The following is a 15,787-nucleotide window of genomic DNA, read 5'->3' as shown; positions in this document are numbered from 1 at the left end:
CTTGTAAGGTTGAAACAGAACCGCGCAGGCCGGAAACGGCAGCATCAAGCGCCAGGTAAAGGAGATGCCATGAACCCGGAACCCTCCGGAGCAGCCACGTCCCAAGAGACTCCAGTCCCCGTGCGCGCCCGCTTCGGCTCCTCGGAGGTTCCGGCGTCGCGGGCCACGCAGGACCGGATCGACATCCCGGACTTCGCACCCAACCTGGAACCCGAGGGCGACATCCGGCCGGACCGCTTTCTTGACCGGGAACTGAGCTGGCTCAGCTTCAACTCCAGGGTCCTGGAACTTGCCGAAGACGCTTCCCTGCACCTGCTGGAACGGGTCAGCTTCCTCTCCATCTTCGCGTCAAACCTGGACGAGTTCTTTATGGTCCGCGTAGCCGGCCTGAAGCGGCGCATCGCCACCGGACTTGCTGTTCCCTCCCCCGCAGGCCTGAGCCCAGTGGAAGTGCTGGAAAAAATCGGCGAGGAGGCCCACCGGCTCCAGCAGCGCCATGCCCGGGTCTTCGCAGAACAGATCCGGCCGGCTTTGGCATATGAGCACATCCACCTCATGCACTGGGACGAACTGGATGACGCGGCCAAGCAGCAGCTCAGCCAGATGTTCGCCGAAAAGGTTTTCCCCATCCTCACCCCCCTGGCAGTGGACCCGGCACACCCGTTCCCCTACATTTCGGGCCTTTCCCTGAACCTGGCCGTTGTGGTACGGAACCCGGTCAGCGACAAGGAGTTGTTCGCCCGCGTCAAGGTGCCGGACCAGCTGCCGCGGCTCATATCCATCGACGGTCCGCGCGCCGGCGCGGTGGCAGGCCGGGTGGCGCGCTTCATCGCGCTTGAGGAAGTCATTGCCGTTCACCTGGACAAACTGTTTGCCGGGATGGAGGTCCTGGAGCACCACACGTTCCGGGTCACCCGGAACGAGGACGTGGAGGTTGAAGAGGACGACGCCGAGAACCTGCTGCAGGCGCTCGAAAAGGAACTGCTGCGCCGCCGCTTCGGCCCTCCTGTCCGGCTCGAGGTCACCAATGACATCAACCCCAACATCCGGGCGCTGCTGATCCGCGAACTGGGCGTTGAGGAATCCGAGGTCTACTCGGTCCCGGCCCCGCTGGACCTCCGGGGCCTGTCGGTTATTGCCGGCATCGACCGCGCCGACCTGCACTACCCCAAGCACGTTCCGCATACCTCCCGGTACCTGAACGAGTCCGAGACCTCCAAGGCCGCCAATGTCTTCGCGGCTATGCGCCGCCGCGACATCCTGCTCCACCACCCGTACGACTCGTTTTCCACGTCGGTCCAGGCCTTCCTTGAGCAGGCCGCGGCCGACCCCAAGGTGCAGGCCATCAAACAGACCCTCTACCGCACCTCCGGCGACTCCCCCATTGTTGATGCCCTGATCGATGCCGCCGAAGCCGGCAAGCAGGTCCTGGCCCTGGTGGAGATTAAGGCCCGGTTCGATGAGCAGGCGAACATCTCCTGGGCCCGCAAGCTGGAACAGGCCGGCGTGCACGTGGTGTACGGCATCGTGGGCCTGAAGACCCACTGCAAGCTCTCGCTGGTCGTGCGCCAGGAAGTGGACGGGCTGCGGCGCTATTGCCACATCGGCACCGGCAACTACCACCCGCGGACAGCCCGCTACTACGAGGACCTGGGCCTCCTGACCGCCAACGAGCAGGTGGGCGAGGACCTTTCAAAGCTCTTCAACCAGCTCTCCGGCTACGCCCCCAAGTCGACCTTTAAGCGGCTTCTCGTTGCTCCGCGTTCAGTCCGTTCCGGGCTGATCGACCGGATCGAGACCGAGATCCGGAACGCCCGCGCCGGGCTGCCGGGCCGGGTCCAGATCAAGGTCAACTCGATGGTCGACGAGGCCATCATCGATTCGCTGTACCGCGCGTCCCAGGCCGGGGTGAAGGTGGACGTGGTGGTCCGCGGCATCTGCTCGTTGCGTCCGGGCGTGCCGGGGCTCAGTGACAACATCACCGTCCGCTCCGTCCTGGGCAGGTTCCTGGAGCACTCCCGTGTGTTCGCCTTCGCCAACGGCGGTGATCCGGTGGTGTACATCGGTTCGGCAGACATGATGCACCGCAACCTGGACCGCCGGGTGGAGGCCCTGGTCCAGTTGGCAGCCCCCGATGACATCAACTACGTCCTGGACCTGATCCGCCGTTACATGGCTCCGGAGACGGCGAGCTGGCATTTGGACAACGAGGGGAAGTGGACGCGTCACCACTTGGGCGACGACGGCAGGCCCCTTGAGGACGTCCAGTCCTTCCTGCTGGCATCCCGTCCCCGTCAGCGCAGCCTGAGCCGACGGTAAGGGCAGCTGTTTTGTCGAGCGACGCACTTGTAGCTGACCAGACAGACCACCCAGGCGAACCGGTAGCAGTTACTGCTGCCGGCGCCCTGCCCTGGCGCGTCACCAAGGACAAGCTTGAAGTCCTGCTGATCCACCGGCCGCGTTACGATGACTGGTCGTGGCCGAAGGGCAAGATTGACGACGGTGAGACCATCCCGGAATGTGCTGTCCGGGAGGTGCAGGAGGAGATCGGGCTCACCGCCCAGCTGGGTATCCCGCTGCCGCCAATCCACTATCACGTGGCTTCCGGCCTGAAGGTGGTGCATTACTGGGCCGTCAAAGTCAACGGCGGCGGACGGCTGGTTCCCGACGGCAAAGAGGTGGACAGCGTGATGTGGTGCGCCCCGGACAAGGCGGCCCGGCTGCTTTCCAACCCGTCCGACGTCGAGCCCCTTGAGTACTTGCGGCAGGCCCATGAGCGCGGGGAACTGGACACCTGGCCCCTCCTGGTGGTCCGCCATGCGAAAGCAAAACCCCGCTCGTCCTGGACGAAGGCGGAAGGCGAGCGGCCGCTGGCTGCCACCGGAACCCGCCAGGCGCAGGCTGTTGGCCGGCTGCTGCAGGCGTGGAAGCCGCCCAGGGTTGTGACCAGCCCATGGCTGCGGTGCGTCGCCTCCGTGGCGCCTTATGCCAAGGCTGCCGGGGCCAAGGTGAAACTGGCGGAGGCGCTCACGGAACACCGGCATGAGCGGAACCCCAAGAAGACGGCAGCCGTCATCGAGGGCCTGCTCGATAAGCAGCGTGCGGTCGCCGTCTGCACCCACCGCCCGGCGTTGCCCACCGTTTTCGGGCAGCTTTCCAAGCACATGCCGCCGCACCTGGCCGCCCTCCTGCCGGTTGAGGAACCGTACCTGTCCCCCGGCGAACTGGTGGTGTGCCATGTGGCACCGGGCGGAAAAAACCGGATTGTTGCCGTGGAGCAGTTCAAGCCCTTCGACGACTAGCCGCCGTGCAGCTGCCTTTATCAACCAAAGTAGACTTGAGCCGTGAGCATCCCAACGCCTTATGAAGACCTCCTGCGCGATGTCCTGGCCTCCGGCACGCACAAATCGGACCGCACCGGAACCGGAACCACCAGCGTTTTCGGGCGCCAAATGCGCTTTGACCTGGCAAAGGGCTTTCCCCTGATCACCACCAAGCGGGTCCATTTCAAGTCGGTGGCAGTGGAGCTCCTGTGGTTCCTGCGCGGTGAGACGAACGTGAAATGGATGCAGGAACAGGGTGTCACCATCTGGAACGAGTGGGCGGACGGCGATGGCGACCTCGGCCCGGTCTACGGTGTCCAGTGGCGCAGCTGGCCCACCCCTGACGGCGGTCACATCGACCAGATCGCGGAACTCATCCAGAACCTGAAGTCCAACCCGGACTCGCGCCGGCATATCGTCTCGGCCTGGAACGTTGCCGAGCTCAACGACATGGCATTGCCGCCGTGCCACGCGTTTTTCCAGTTCTACGTGGCGGACGGCAAGCTCTCCTGCCAGCTGTACCAGCGCTCCGCGGACATGTTCCTGGGCGTGCCGTTCAACATCGCCTCATATGCACTGCTCACGTGCATGGTGGCACAGCAGGTGGGGCTCGAGCCGGGCGAGTTCGTCTGGACCGGCGGCGACGTGCACATCTACGAGAACCACATGGACCAGGTCCTCAAGCAGCTGGACCGGGAGCCGTACGAGTACCCGCAGCTGAAGATCACCCGGAAACCCGCCTCGATCTTTGACTACACGCTGGAGGACTTCGAAATCGTGGGCTACCAGCACCACCCCACGATCAAGGCACCGATCGCGGTATGAGCACGGAAAATTCGACCGATCCCCAGTCCTTCACCGAGGAACTGGCCGCATCGGTGACGGGCGTGGGACTGGTATGGGCGCAGACTCCCGACGGCGTGATCGGCAAAGACGGCGACATGCCCTGGCACCTGCCCGAGGACCTGAAGCACTTTAACCGGCTGACCATGGGCCACCCGGTGGTGATGGGCCGCAAGACCTGGCTGTCCTTTCCGGAAAAGTACCGCCCCCTGCCCGGCCGGACCAACATCGTGATCACCAGGCAGAAAAACTGGGCCGATACGCCCGAGGCGGAGGGCGCCGTCGTGGTCCCTTCGCTTGATGACGCACTGCTCGAATCCCAGTTCGTCGACGGCGGCGAAACAGTCTGGATCCTGGGCGGCGGCGAGATTTTCCGCCAGTCCACCGAGCTCGCCAACGTCGCGGTGGTCACTACCATCGACGTCGATGCCGACGGCGACACTTTCGCCCCCGAGCTTGGCACCAGCTGGGAGGCCGCAGTCTCCGTTCCGCCGGACGGGTGGCTGACAGCCGCCAACGGCACGCGCTACAGATTTACTAAATGGTCAAGGACTGAGGGCTAGGAATGTTGAAGAAACCGGAAACCCTTTTTGTGCTGGGCTACATGCTGCTCCCCCTGCTGGCGCTGCTGTCTGCCATCGTTGGGCTCACGATGATCCTGGGCGGCAACAAGATCACCGGGATTATTGTGCTCGTGGTGGTGACGCAGGTGTTCGCCTTCGGCGCGTTTTTCGCCCTGCGTGCCCGCAAAGCGGCTGTACTCGAGGAGTCCCAGCGGGGCTGACCCCGGCTGCGCCTCAGGGCCGAACGGGGAATCCCGGAACCTATAGCCAAGCAATTCGACTGGTAAGGGGCAACCTGCTGATGGTTTTCAGTCGGGAAGCTGAGCGGCGAAACGACGCCGTGTATGCCGAGCACAAGGAGGCGCTGGCACGGGGTGAAAAGCGGGTGCTGCGTAAGACTGACACTGGCGAGTTGCACAGCTACCCCGCCGACGAGATCGGGTTCTCACCCGGCCGAGGCCAAGCCCAGGTCCGGACATGGTGGGGCATGGGAATTATGTCTGCAGTCTTAGGGCTTTCAGCCATCCTTTCATTGGTAATTCTTCTGATTCCGGCGGAAAGCGGAGGGCAGTCTTTCTGGGGCGCCTTGTTCCTCACCGCGCTGGGAGGATTCGGAGCCTGGTACACCTTCGGCATGGCAAGGGACGAGTACCGAACCAAAAAGCTGCGGAAAGAGCGAGGGGCACCCGAGCCAGGCGCAGGACACATCTCCCAATGACCCGCTGGCCGGGCACGAGCAGGTTAGTCGCTGCCTCCCGCCATCGTCAGTTCCACCCGGGAGTGACGTAACCGACTGCGCCCTCCCGGCTCCGAAGTCTAAACTGGACGAATGACTACAGCAGCTACCCCTTCCGTCGGCCTGGTCGGATGGCGCGGCATGGTCGGTTCCGTCCTGATGCAGCGCATGCAGGACGAGGGCGACTTCGCCAACATCAACCCGGTGTTCTTCTCCACCTCCAACGCAGGAGGTGCCGCGCCCTCCATTGCTGGAACAGCAGAAGGCAGCGCCGGCAAGCTCGAGAACGCGTTCGACATCGACACCCTCGCGAAGCTGCCCATTATCGTCACCGCCCAGGGCGGTGACTACACCAAGCAGGTCCACGGCGAACTCCGCAGCCGCGGCTGGGACGGCCTCTGGATCGACGCCGCCTCCACCCTGCGCATGAACGACGATTCGATCATCGTCCTGGACCCCATCAACCGCGACGTCATCGACAAGGGCCTGGTCAACGGCACCAAGGACTTCATCGGCGGCAACTGCACCGTGTCCTGCATGCTGATGGGCCTCGGCGGCCTGTTCAAAAACAACCTGGTGGAATGGGGCACCTCCATGACCTACCAGGCTGCCTCCGGCGGCGGCGCCCGGCACATGCGCGAGCTCCTCAGCCAGTTCGGCACGCTCAACGCCGAGGTCAGCACGGAACTGGACGACCCGGCGTCGGCCATCCTGGACATCGACCGCAAGGTCCTGGCCCACCAGCGCACGGGCATCGACGCCACCCAATTCGGCGTGCCGCTGGCCGGCTCCCTCATCCCCTGGATCGACGCCGACCTCGGCAACGGACAGTCCAAGGAAGAGTGGAAGGCCGGGGTCGAGACCAACAAGATCCTGGGCACCGGCGAGGAAAACGGTGTGATCATGGACGGCCTCTGCGTCCGCATCGGCGCCATGCGGTCCCACTCCCAGGCCCTCACCCTCAAGCTCCGCGAGGACCTGTCCGTGGCCGAGATCGAGAAGCTCCTGGCCGAGGACAACCAGTGGGCCAAGGTGGTTCCGAACACCAAGGAAGCCTCCATGGCCGAGCTGACCCCCGTGGCAGCTTCCGGCACCCTGGACATCCCTGTGGGCCGCATCCGCAAAATGGAGATGGGCCCGCAGTACATCAGCGCCTTCACCGTGGGCGACCAGCTCCTCTGGGGCGCCGCCGAGCCGCTGCGCCGCATGCTCAACATCGCCACCGGCAACTTGTAGCCACCCGTCTTCAGCCCCAAAAGCGGCCCTGCCCCGCTTGGACGGTCCCGCCCAGGACCGCTCAAGCGGGGCAGGGCCGCTTTTATTGCCAGGCGGAGAACCTCCGGGAACGCTCCGCCATGTCCTGGAGGCGACGTTTGATCTCTGCAGGCCGGTCAAGGTGCTTCCATTGGAGCCTTAAAACCAGCCACCCTTCTTCGATCAGCGCGCTTTCCCTGCGCCGCTCGGCGTCCCGCCGGAGGCGCAGGACCACGCCGCTGCGCACCGCGTATGCGGGGCAGGGCCGCGCGTGCGGTGCGCCCGGTCAGCTCGCCAGGAACTCGAGATACCGCCGGGCTGCGCGGTCGAATACAGCCTGCGCGGCCGGACCGAGCGGCCGGGTGTCGTCGAAGAGCTCAGGCACGACGGCGGCACGCGGACCCGTCCCTTCCCGCGCCCAGGTGCCAGTCACCTCTCCCCCGGCCACCAGGGTCTTCTTGAAGACGCCGTTGCCGCCAGGGACAATCTTGTTGGCGTGCTCCGGCGCCAGGACCAGGCTCCGGTCCGTATAGCCGAGCACAAACTCGTCGAAGCCGGGCAGCAGCAGCACGGACCTCTGGCCCGGTACGCCGGCGTCGAGCAGGGACGCGGTCTCCGGGGAAAGCCAGTAGCTTGCGCCCTCGAACTCAAGCTCCACCAACTGCCCGTTGACGTCCTCGAACGCCGCCCGAATCTCGGTCAGGGGAAGCTGCGTCCACCAGGCGAAGTCCCGGATCGTCGCCGGGCCGTGGCTCCTGAAGTAGCGCAGCAGAAACTCCGCGATGGCCTCCCGCCGCTCCAGTTTGCGCGACACGGGAATCCAGCTATCGAAGGCCACCATCAGTTGCTGGTTGCCGGCCAGGGGCCCCTGCACCAGCCAGCCGTGCCGGCACAGCGTCCCCAGGATGTGGATGCCCCGCTGGCCCTCGGTGGGCTGCCCGGCGGCGTCGAACACCTGGAAGAGCTCTGGGCGGCTGGCAGCTCCGCCACCGGCAACCTGTTCCAGCGCGATGTCCCGGCACTTCTCAATGTCGGCCCAGGTGATGCCCAGTTCGCGGTGCCTGGCGGCGATGCTCTTCGTGAGCCGCTCCGCAGTCAGGTCCAGCATCCAGTGCAGATCCTCCGGCGCCACGAGGTGCAAGGTACCGCGCATCGGCCACGACCGGACCACAGCACCCGAGTCGATGGCGGACCGGGCGTCGCTCAAACCGGCTCCCGGTACTCTGGCACCCACGGCCCACAGGGCGGCCTGCAGGTCCTGGGCCTGCATTGCCGTCATCCACCGGACAGTCCCGGCGATGGAGCCGGAAACGTCAGGAGCGGATGCAGGTGGCACGGCCGGATGCGGCACCAATCGTTGGGACGCCAGCCGCAGCCGGCCCAAGGTCCGGCGGTCAATACGTTTCCCCACCCTCGCAGCCATGGGCCCATCCTAGGCTCCGGGACGGGCCCGCCGACATGGGCCATTAGGGTAGAAGCATGACTTTGGGGAGTTTGTGGCAATTGCTTGATTTAAGAACGAAGCGGTGGATGGTGGGCGGGACGGTTTCCGTCCTGGCGGGAACGGGCCTGGGGGTGGCGTCGTTGCCCGGTTTCGTGGAGAGCGGCAGCTCGGACCCTTTGCTCCTTTTGCCGTCCCTCGCCTTATGCCTGGGCGGCGGCTACGCGGTACTCTTCCCGGCCATAAGCGTGGGCCGCAGGGGGCTGCGGGTCTTCCGAGACTGGCGGCGCCACCCCCGGGCAGGAAAAGTCCTTTGGGTGCTGTCCCTCGCGATCGCCGTCGGCGGTTTGGCGACCTGCGTAGTGGCCGGAACCGCCAACCCGCTGGCCCCCGGCCTGCTCGTGTGGCTGTTTATGGGGCTCTACCTGGCCAGCGCCGGCTGGGCCTCCGCCATGATGGGACTTGGCAACGAAGCAACAGACGAGACCCTCAACGGGGCGGCACCAGCTACGGCGCGGGCTACAGTTCCAGGCCGATAAGCAGCGGTTCGGGGTGCAGTGTGATGCCGAAGCGCTGTTCGACGCCGGCACGCACTTCCCGCGCTACTGCCACCACGTCCGCAGCGCTGGCCGAGCCGCGGTTGGTGATGGCCAGGGTGTGTTTGGTGGACAGGGATGCGCGGCCCCCGCTGACGCTGCCGGGCTCCAGGCCAAAGCCCTTGCCAAAGCCGGATTGGTCGATCAGCCAGGCAGCGGAGAGCTTCACCAGCCCGTCCTGGCCGGCTGGGTAACGGGGCGCCCCTTCCGGCAGGGCGTCCGCAACCTCGGCCGGGACGATGGGGTTGGTGAAAAAGGAACCCGTGGAGTAGGTGTCCCGGTCCCCGGGATTCCACACCATGCCTTTGGAAGCCCGCAGCCGAAGCACTTCCCGGCGCACGTCGGTGGAATAGGCGCGCTTGCCCTGCTCCACCCTCAGCGACCGTGCCAGTTCCGCGTACCGGATCGGGGCGCTCATCCGCCCCAGCGGCAGCTGGAACTCAACAGTGAGCACCACGTAGCGGGGCGAGCCGTTAACCGTGGTCTGCTTCAGGATGGAATCCCGGTACCCGAACTTCAGCTCGGAGTTGGTAAATGTCTTGACAGCATTCCGCTCCCGGTCCCAGGTCCGGACAGCAGCGATGGTCTGGGAAACGTCCGAGCCGTAGGCGCCCACGTTCTGCACGGGAGTTGCGCCGGTTGAGCCCGGGATGCCGGCGAGGGCCTCGATCCCGGACCAGGCGTGAAGGACAGCATGTTCCACCAGCTTGTCCCAGTTGTGCCCGGCCTGCACCACCACAGCCACGCCCCCGCAGGAGTCCTCCGCGTTGACGGTGAACCCTTCCGAAGCGATCCTGACGACCGTGCCCGGGAACCCGTCGTCGGAAATCAGCAGGTTGGAGCCGCCGCTGAGGATCAGCAGCGGCTCACCGGCTGCATCCGCGGTGCGGACGGCGTCCATGATCTCAGCCTCGGTCCGGGCCTCGATATAGGCGCCGGCAGGGCCTCCGACGGCGGCCGTGGTCAGCTGGGAGAGCAGGGTGGAAGTCACCAATCCACCATATCCGTAAACTCCGGCCCGGCTTCCCGGTTCAGTTGAGCCGGACGACCGCCTGCGCCTTCATCAGGACTTTCTGCCCCGCGGAAACGACGGTGAGGTCAACACGGGCGGTGCCCGCATCGGCGTCGAGCTTTCCGATGGTGCCGCTGACCTCGATGGTGGCGCCGGGGTCCGGGGTCCCGGTAGTGTCGGTGACCAGGACCGGCTTGGTGAAACGGGTCTGGAAGTCGACGACGGCGGCCGGGTCGCCTGCCCAGTCAGTGACCAGCTGCACCGCTGAGCCCATGGTGAACATGCCGTGGGCAATGACGCCGGGCAGTTCTACTCCGGTGGCGAAGGCCTCGTTCCAGTGGATGGGGTTGAAGTCGCCGGAAGCGCCGGCGTACTTGACCAGGTCGGTACGGGTGACCTCGATGGTGCGGCTGCCGATGTCCTGGCCGGCGGTGAGTTCGTTGAAGGTGGGGCTCATGGGTTACTGTCCCTCTCCGCGGACCAGGATGGATGACGTGGTGGTGGTGACCGGTTCCCGGGAATCATCGGAGCCGAGCGCGAAGATCTCGGAGCGCGTGGTGATCATTGCACCGCCGCCCATGGCCCGGACGCCGTCCACGTGGAGCTCCGCGACCAGGCGGTCGCCGGCGAGGATGGGCCGGTGGTGGGTGAAGCGCTGGTCTGCGTGGACCACGCGCGAGAAGTCGATGCCGGCGTCCGGATCCTCGATGAGTTGGGCGTCTGCGCGCTGGGCGATGATGATGGCAAACGTTGGCGGGGCCACCAGGTCGGTGTGGCCCAGGGCTTTGGCGGCATCCACGTCGAAGTGTGCAGGATGGGTGGCTTTGACGGCGCGGGCAAAATCGCGGATCTTCTCGCGGCCAACGTCGTACACCTCTGCGGCAGGGTAGCTTCTGCCCTGCAGGTCCGGATTGATAGTCATGGGCTCAAGCCTATCGTCAGGCTTCGGAGCGCCCGAAAGGTTACCGGCGCAGGTTCTTGCGGATGCTTTGGCCGCGGACCACGATCCCCGCGATGTGCAGGACGAGGCCCAGCCCGATCAGCGGGAGGGAGGCGGTGGCGAGGGCGGAGTTGCCGCTGGTGTTTCCCACCAGGTTCAGGATGATGCCGACGGCGATCAGTCCCATCGCGCTGAAGACCAGGACTTTGTAGCGGGTTGGCGCGGTGGCCCAGAATTCGTTCAGCACCCTGCCATTCTACTGGCACGCACCCCGGCGTCTGGGAGGCGCCGGCGGCGGAGTCAGAACAGCGCCTCCTGGACTGCCGGAACCTCTGAGCTGTACTGGCCCAGTTCGATGGTCCGGCCCTTGAGCTGGCCAAGGTCCACCACGAATTCCAGGTCGTCGTCATCGAGGGCTGCCAGGACAAAGCTTCCGGCGGCGGACCGGATGGTGAACCCGTGCTGCCCGGAAGCCAGCGTGTGGGGGTAGGCGTGCCGGGCGGTTCCGGAGCACAGCCGCTGCGCGAGTCCGGGCCGGTTCCAGCCTTCGTCCACCAATTCGAAACCGTCCAGGCCTGCAGCGGAAATGACCTTGCGTGCGGTGGTTGCGTGCGCATCATTGTGTGCAGTGAGCCAGGAAGCAGGAGCCGGAGTTGCCAGGGCGGCAGCCTTGGCGGCAGACCGTACCTGCTGCGGAAGCCCGCCGTCGCGCGTCACCAGGTCCTCCAGGATCCGCACCACCCGCCCGTCAACGGCACGGGCGACGTAGCTCGCCACCACGGCCCCCTGCTCGGCCAGCCGCTGCCACTTCCGCAGATCCGATGCCGTACCTACCTTGGTTGCCCCGGTGGCGAAGGTGGCGACGTAAAGCCAGTGCGGCTGCATCAGGTAGCTGCGCAGGCCGGGGGGAACATCGCCGTTCCGGTGGAAGTCGTGCATATGACGGAAATCGTCCAGCACGAAGCACCGCTCACACTGATGCCCCCGGGATGCCGGAGCTTGCCCGGGGCACAGCACGTGATCCCGGTGGCCGGGGCTGTGCACTCGGTGGTGGCCAAGGCAGGATTTTCCTTCGGCGGCGAGCCGGAAGCCCAGGCGGGCGCCGTCGTCGAGCGCTAAATCCTCGAAGGTGCCATCCGGCGCCTGCAGCCGCAGTACCGGGCAGGAGGCCGGCGGCGCAGGCCAAAAGACCCCGTGGACCAGATAGCGGGTACCGGTCACGGGGTCTCCTGAAATGAATGTAGGTGCTACAGCGCGGGCTGCACCCCAAAGGCTACCGCGAGCTTCATGATCTTCTCGGCGCGGCCCAGGCGGGGCAGGTCGGAGCCGTCACGGATGACACGGCCGTTGGCTTCGAAGTCGGCCATAAAGTCGGTGGCCCAGGCGACGTCGGACGGGGTGGGGCTGATGACCTCGTTGATGACGGGGGTCTGGTCGATGGCCAGGCACAGCTTGCCCGTCATGCCCATCATCACGGTGATGCCGGTCTGCTCCCGCAGGATGGGGTGGTTGGTGCCGACAGTGGGGCCGTCGATGGGGCCCGGAAGGTTGCCGACGCGGCTGGCGACGACCAGCTTGGCGCGCGGGTAGGCCATAGCCTCGGCCGTGGCCGCCATGCCGGTGTCGCGGCGGAAGTCACCGGAGCCGAAGGCCAGGCGGAACGCGCCCTGGGCCTTCGCGATCTGGTTGGCTTCCTCGATGCCGACGGCGGACTCCACCAGCGGGATGACGGGGGTCTTGCCGTCCATGCGGTGGAAGCTCTCGGTGACCTGGTCGGCGGATTCGGTCTTCGCGAGCATGACCCCAAGGAGGCCCGGGGTGCCGCGGAGGCCAGCCAGGTCGTCTGCCCAGAAGGGGCTGGTGGCGTCGTTGATCCGGACCCAGGCCTTGCCGCCGGCGGTCAGCCAGTCAACCACGTTGCCCCTGGCCTGGTCCTTCTGGGAAGGGTCCACGGCATCTTCAATATCCAGGATGATCGAATCGGCGCGGGACACTGCCGACTGGTCAAAAAGCTCGGTCTTCATGGCATTAACGAGGAGCCATGAGCGGGCGATCTCTGCTGGGATATTGCGTTCCGGCCTTACGGTCTCGGTGGCGATGGTAGACGTCATGTATCTACCGTATCCGCCCGGCAACCGGCATAGCGAAGAAAACGGCCCGCTTGTGAGGTTCAATACGAACTAAACGGGATGTGACTACAGCCGCCGCGGATGCCGGTGGCAGCAAGTGCCGTCGTGAGCGTCTCAACGCACTTGCTGCCACCTGGTTGGGGCTGCTCAGGGGATGTTGCTGCCCCGCGCCGTCACCCACAGCTGGTACCACTCGGCCCGGCTCATCACCTGTGCCACGCGCGCAGCATCCGCACAGGCATGGATCCGTCCGGGGTTGACCGTCCCGATCACCGGGGCGATGTCCGCCGGGTGCTTCATCAGCCATCCCAGCAGGACTGCCTCGCCCGAACTGCCGTACTTCGCGGCGAGCCCGGACACCAGTTCCGCCGTGGCCGCTTCGGCCGACGTCGGGCTGTCCGGTTCCGCCCCCGTGTACAGGCCGCGGGCCAGCGAACCGTAGGCCTGCAGGGTGACCGAGTTCCGGGTGCAGTATTCCAGTGTGCCGTGCGGGAAGCTGTAGTCCAGGTGCTCGGCGTGGTTGACCAGCACCTGGCTTTCCAGCCACGCCCGCTTGAGCAGGCTCATTTCCAGCTGGTTTGCCACCACCGGGGTTTCCAGCCGGTCCTGCAGCGCCTCGATCTGTGCCCCGGACATGTTGGACACGCCCAGCTGCCGGACCTTGCCTTCCGCCATCAGCTGCCCGACGGCGGCGGCCACCTCTGCAGGGTCCGCCAGGGGGTCCGGGCGGTGCAGCAGGAGGATGTCCACGTAGTCCGTCCGCAACCGCTTCAGGCTTTCGTTGACCCGCTCCAGGGTGGCCTCGCGGCTGAGGTCGTAGTGCGTCTGCAGGCCACGCTCGTTCAGCCTGATGCCGCACTTGGTCTGGAGCCGGATGCGGTCCCGCAGCCCTGGCGTGGCTGCCAGCACCTCGCCGAAGACGGCTTCCGACTTGCCGCTGCGGTAGATGTCCGCGTGGTCAAACAACGTGATGCCGGCATGCAGCGCGGCCTCGACGGCGGCAGCAGCTTCGTCCACATGCTCGCCGGCATGCGGTTCCTCGGACCAGCTGCCGCCAAGGCCCATGCAGCCATAAATGAGTTCCTGCATCAGGCAGCCCGCCCCGAAAGGCAACGGGGCATCAGCGCAGCCACGCGGTGGTATTGGCAGGCAGCTTGCCGTCTTCCAGCGGCGCGCTGCTGACCAGGACGGTGCCTGCCGGAAGGTCGACGGCGGTGTCCCCGAAGTTGGTCAGCGACTGCCAGCCGTTGGGGCGGCGGAAGTGCAGGACGTCCGCTGTGCCGGCCTCGACCCACTCCAGCTCTTCGCCGGTCAGCAGTTCGCCGCGCAGTTTCAGGGCGGCGCGGTAGAGCTCCAGCGTGGAGCCCTTGGTACCGTCCTGCGCCTCCACGGCGTACTTGCTGAACCAGTCAGGCTGGGGAAGGTGGGAACCGCCGTCGCCGAATCCGAACGATGTGCCCTCCACTTTCCACGGCAGCGGCACGCGGCAGCCGTCGCGGCCGATTTCCACACCCCTGTTGCGGAAGAAGGAAGGGTCCTGCCGCTCCGATTCGGGGATATCGGCCACTTCCTGCAGGCCCAGTTCCTCGCCCTGGTACAGGTAGGCGGAACCGGGGACGGCGAGCATCAGCAGCGTGGCGGCACGGGCGCGGCGTTCGCCCAGCTCCACGTCCAGCGCCTCGGCGGGACCGCCGGCGAGCAGCCAGTCCTTGCCGTCCTGGCCCTTGGTGCGCTCCTTGTGCTGCGATACCTGGGGCAGGCCGTAGCGGGTGGCGTGGCGGACCACGTCGTGGTTGGAAAAGACCCACGTGGAGGAGGCGCCGGTGGCCGCTGCCTCGGCGAGGTTCCGGGTGATGACTTCCTTGTACTCGCCAGCGTCGAAATCGGCCTGCAGCAGGTCGAAGTTGAAGGCCTGGCCGAGTCCCTGAGGGCTTGCGTAGCGGGCGCGGCGCGTGGCGTGGACCCATGCTTCCGCGACAGCGGTGCGGGGCGGGTTGTATTCGTTGAACACCTCGCGCCATTCGGCATAAATCTCGTGGACTTCGTCCCGGTCCCAGAAGGGGTGGGTTCCGTCGTCGAATCCGTCCACGCCGCTGTTCGCAGCGCTCAGTTCCAGCTTGGACAGCAGCGGCTCGGTGAGGTCCTTGGTGAGGGCGTGGGCCACGTCCACCCGGAAGCCGTCAACGCCGCGGTCCGACCAGAAGCGAAGGGTCTTGAGGAAGTCCTCGCGAATTTCCCGGTTGGACCAGTTCAGGTCCGGCTGTTCCTTGGCGAAGATGTGCATATACCACTGGCCGGGGGTGCCGTCCGGTTCGGTGATGCGCTCCCAGGCCGGGCCGCCGAACACGGAGTCCCAGTCCGACGGCGGGAACTCACCGTTGGGGCCCTTGCCGTCACGGAAGATGTAGCGGTCCCGGGCCGGGGAACCTTTCGGGGACGCGAGGGCCTCCTGGAACCACTCGTGCCGGTCAGAGGAGTGGTTCGGGACGATATCGGCGATCAGCTTGATGCCGGCCTCGTGCAGCGCGTTGGCCATCTCGTCGAAGTCCTCGAGAGTGCCCAGCTTGGGGTCCACATCGCGGTAGTCGTCCACGTCGTAGCCGCCGTCTGCCAAGGCCGAGGGGTAGAACGGGCTCAGCCAAACGGCGTCGATCCCCAGGGACTTCAGGTATGGGACCTTGGCGGTGATGCCCTTCAGGTCACCGATGCCGTCGCCGTTGGAGTCCGCGAAGCTCCGCGGGTAGATCTGGTAGACGGAGGCCTGGCGCCACCAGTTCGGATCGGCCGTACGGTCGGCATCGGACAGGGTTGCCAGAGTGGCGGTGGTGGACAAGGGTTGATCCTTTGCTGCTTGTCGACGGTATTTATTTTGGTTCTAAATTTAGTTGCCCGTTCATTATCTGGCGCGATGCAAGGAATGGTCAACAGCACGTCCGGATCCTGCCAGCGA

At 65.9% G+C, this 15,787-nt stretch carries 17 protein-coding genes; 8 read left to right on the top strand and 9 right to left on the bottom strand.

Translation table 11 applies throughout. From position 1 onward, the window contains the following. Positions 1 to 69: 69 nt before the first annotated feature. From M1D32_RS05990 to asd, 7 genes are all read left to right on the top strand, one after another. Positions 70 to 2,319 carry an RNA degradosome polyphosphate kinase gene (locus M1D32_RS05990; RefSeq protein WP_458781408.1) on the top strand — a complete coding sequence of 750 codons (2,250 nt, stop codon included), beginning with the start codon at positions 70 to 72 and terminating at the stop codon, positions 2,317 to 2,319. An 11-nt stretch (positions 2,320 to 2,330) separates the two neighbouring features. After that, positions 2,331 to 3,302, top strand: a complete 972-nt coding sequence (locus tag M1D32_RS05985) for an NUDIX hydrolase (protein WP_458781407.1) — start codon at positions 2,331 to 2,333, stop codon at positions 3,300 to 3,302. Positions 3,303 to 3,344: 42 nt separating this feature from the next. Next, complete coding sequence (locus M1D32_RS05980) at positions 3,345 to 4,148, top strand: thymidylate synthase (protein WP_458781406.1); 804 nt, start codon at positions 3,345 to 3,347, stop codon at positions 4,146 to 4,148. Beyond that, positions 4,145 to 4,729 (top strand): dihydrofolate reductase, encoded by a 585-nt coding sequence (locus M1D32_RS05975; protein WP_458781405.1) that lies wholly within the window; start codon positions 4,145 to 4,147, stop codon positions 4,727 to 4,729. Before M1D32_RS05980 ends, M1D32_RS05975 begins: the two co-directional genes overlap by 4 nt. Positions 4,730 to 4,731: 2 nt before the next feature. Next, positions 4,732 to 4,950 carry an NF038396 family protein gene (locus M1D32_RS05970; RefSeq protein WP_458781404.1) on the top strand — a complete coding sequence of 73 codons (219 nt, stop codon included), beginning with the start codon at positions 4,732 to 4,734 and terminating at the stop codon, positions 4,948 to 4,950. Positions 4,951 to 5,030: 80 nt separating this feature from the next. Beyond that, a complete protein-coding gene (locus M1D32_RS05965; RefSeq protein WP_458781403.1) occupies positions 5,031 to 5,447 on the top strand; it encodes a hypothetical protein in 417 nt (138 codons plus the stop codon). A 111-nt stretch (positions 5,448 to 5,558) separates the two neighbouring features. Then, a complete protein-coding gene (gene asd / locus M1D32_RS05960) occupies positions 5,559 to 6,701 on the top strand; it encodes an aspartate-semialdehyde dehydrogenase (RefSeq protein ID WP_458781402.1) in 1,143 nt (380 codons plus the stop codon). Between the two features lie 304 nt (positions 6,702 to 7,005). Here the strand turns inward: asd and M1D32_RS05955 are convergent, their stop codons facing one another. Beyond that, positions 7,006 to 8,142, bottom strand: a complete 1,137-nt coding sequence (locus M1D32_RS05955; RefSeq protein ID WP_458781401.1) for a winged helix DNA-binding domain-containing protein — start codon at positions 8,140 to 8,142, stop codon at positions 7,006 to 7,008. 56 nt (positions 8,143 to 8,198) lie between these two features. Between M1D32_RS05955 and M1D32_RS05950 the strand changes: the two genes are divergently transcribed. Further along, entirely contained in the window at positions 8,199 to 8,699 is a 501-nt protein-coding gene (locus M1D32_RS05950; protein WP_458781400.1) for a hypothetical protein, read from the top strand. Here the strand turns inward: M1D32_RS05950 and M1D32_RS05945 are convergent. From M1D32_RS05945 to M1D32_RS05910, 8 genes are all read right to left on the bottom strand, one after another. Then, complete coding sequence (locus M1D32_RS05945) at positions 8,680 to 9,747, bottom strand: UDP-N-acetylmuramate dehydrogenase (RefSeq protein ID WP_458781399.1); 1,068 nt, start codon at positions 9,745 to 9,747, stop codon at positions 8,680 to 8,682. The two genes, M1D32_RS05950 and M1D32_RS05945, sit on opposite strands and share 20 nt — an antisense overlap. A 40-nt stretch (positions 9,748 to 9,787) precedes the next feature. Beyond that, the gene (locus M1D32_RS05940) at positions 9,788 to 10,225 is read right to left on the bottom strand and encodes a MaoC family dehydratase (RefSeq protein ID WP_458781398.1); all 438 of its coding nucleotides are present in this window, start codon (positions 10,223 to 10,225) and stop codon (positions 9,788 to 9,790) included. Between the two features lie 3 nt (positions 10,226 to 10,228). Further along, positions 10,229 to 10,690 (bottom strand): FAS1-like dehydratase domain-containing protein, encoded by a 462-nt coding sequence (locus M1D32_RS05935; protein WP_458781397.1) that lies wholly within the window; start codon positions 10,688 to 10,690, stop codon positions 10,229 to 10,231. A gap of 40 nt (positions 10,691 to 10,730) precedes the next feature. Then, on the bottom strand, positions 10,731 to 10,955 hold the full coding sequence (locus M1D32_RS05930; protein WP_387545379.1) for a DUF3188 domain-containing protein: 225 nt from the start codon (positions 10,953 to 10,955) through the stop codon (positions 10,731 to 10,733). Between the two features lie 53 nt (positions 10,956 to 11,008). Then, positions 11,009 to 11,929: a DUF2797 domain-containing protein gene (locus M1D32_RS05925; RefSeq protein ID WP_458781396.1), complete on the bottom strand. Its 921-nt coding sequence runs from the start codon at positions 11,927 to 11,929 to the stop codon at positions 11,009 to 11,011. A 26-nt stretch (positions 11,930 to 11,955) separates the two neighbouring features. Further along, positions 11,956 to 12,819, bottom strand: a complete 864-nt coding sequence (locus tag M1D32_RS05920; RefSeq protein ID WP_458781395.1) for an HpcH/HpaI aldolase/citrate lyase family protein — start codon at positions 12,817 to 12,819, stop codon at positions 11,956 to 11,958. A 165-nt stretch (positions 12,820 to 12,984) separates the two neighbouring features. Next, a complete protein-coding gene (locus M1D32_RS05915; protein ID WP_458781394.1) occupies positions 12,985 to 13,926 on the bottom strand; it encodes an aldo/keto reductase in 942 nt (313 codons plus the stop codon). Positions 13,927 to 13,957: 31 nt separating this feature from the next. After that, entirely contained in the window at positions 13,958 to 15,670 is a 1,713-nt protein-coding gene (locus M1D32_RS05910) for a glycoside hydrolase family 13 protein (RefSeq protein WP_458781393.1), read from the bottom strand. Positions 15,671 to 15,787 lie beyond the last annotated feature (117 nt).

The sequence above is a fragment of the Arthrobacter sp. D3-16 genome, assembly GCF_054408515.1.
Note: the sequence above shows the minus strand (reverse complement) of the source record. Positions and strands in the feature narration are given on the sequence as shown.

What these genes read in the sequence shown, in the direction of transcription:
- M1D32_RS05955 (WP_458781401.1), bottom strand. Translation starts at nt 8,142, where the DNA reads ATGGCTGCGAGGGTGGGGAAACGTATTGACCGCCGGACCTTGGGCCGG.
- M1D32_RS05915 (WP_458781394.1), bottom strand. Translation starts at nt 13,926, where the DNA reads ATGCAGGAACTCATTTATGGCTGCATGGGCCTTGGCGGCAGCTGGTCC.
- M1D32_RS05970 (WP_458781404.1), top strand. Translation starts at nt 4,732, where the DNA reads ATGTTGAAGAAACCGGAAACCCTTTTTGTGCTGGGCTACATGCTGCTC.
- M1D32_RS05940 (WP_458781398.1), bottom strand. Translation starts at nt 10,225, where the DNA reads ATGAGCCCCACCTTCAACGAACTCACCGCCGGCCAGGACATCGGCAGC.
- M1D32_RS05990 (WP_458781408.1), top strand. Translation starts at nt 70, where the DNA reads ATGAACCCGGAACCCTCCGGAGCAGCCACGTCCCAAGAGACTCCAGTC.
- M1D32_RS05920 (WP_458781395.1), bottom strand. Translation starts at nt 12,819, where the DNA reads ATGACGTCTACCATCGCCACCGAGACCGTAAGGCCGGAACGCAATATC.
- M1D32_RS05965 (WP_458781403.1), top strand. Translation starts at nt 5,031, where the DNA reads ATGGTTTTCAGTCGGGAAGCTGAGCGGCGAAACGACGCCGTGTATGCC.
- asd (WP_458781402.1), top strand. Translation starts at nt 5,559, where the DNA reads ATGACTACAGCAGCTACCCCTTCCGTCGGCCTGGTCGGATGGCGCGGC.
- M1D32_RS05935 (WP_458781397.1), bottom strand. Translation starts at nt 10,690, where the DNA reads ATGACTATCAATCCGGACCTGCAGGGCAGAAGCTACCCTGCCGCAGAG.
- M1D32_RS05975 (WP_458781405.1), top strand. Translation starts at nt 4,145, where the DNA reads ATGAGCACGGAAAATTCGACCGATCCCCAGTCCTTCACCGAGGAACTG.
- M1D32_RS05950 (WP_458781400.1), top strand. Translation starts at nt 8,199, where the DNA reads ATGACTTTGGGGAGTTTGTGGCAATTGCTTGATTTAAGAACGAAGCGG.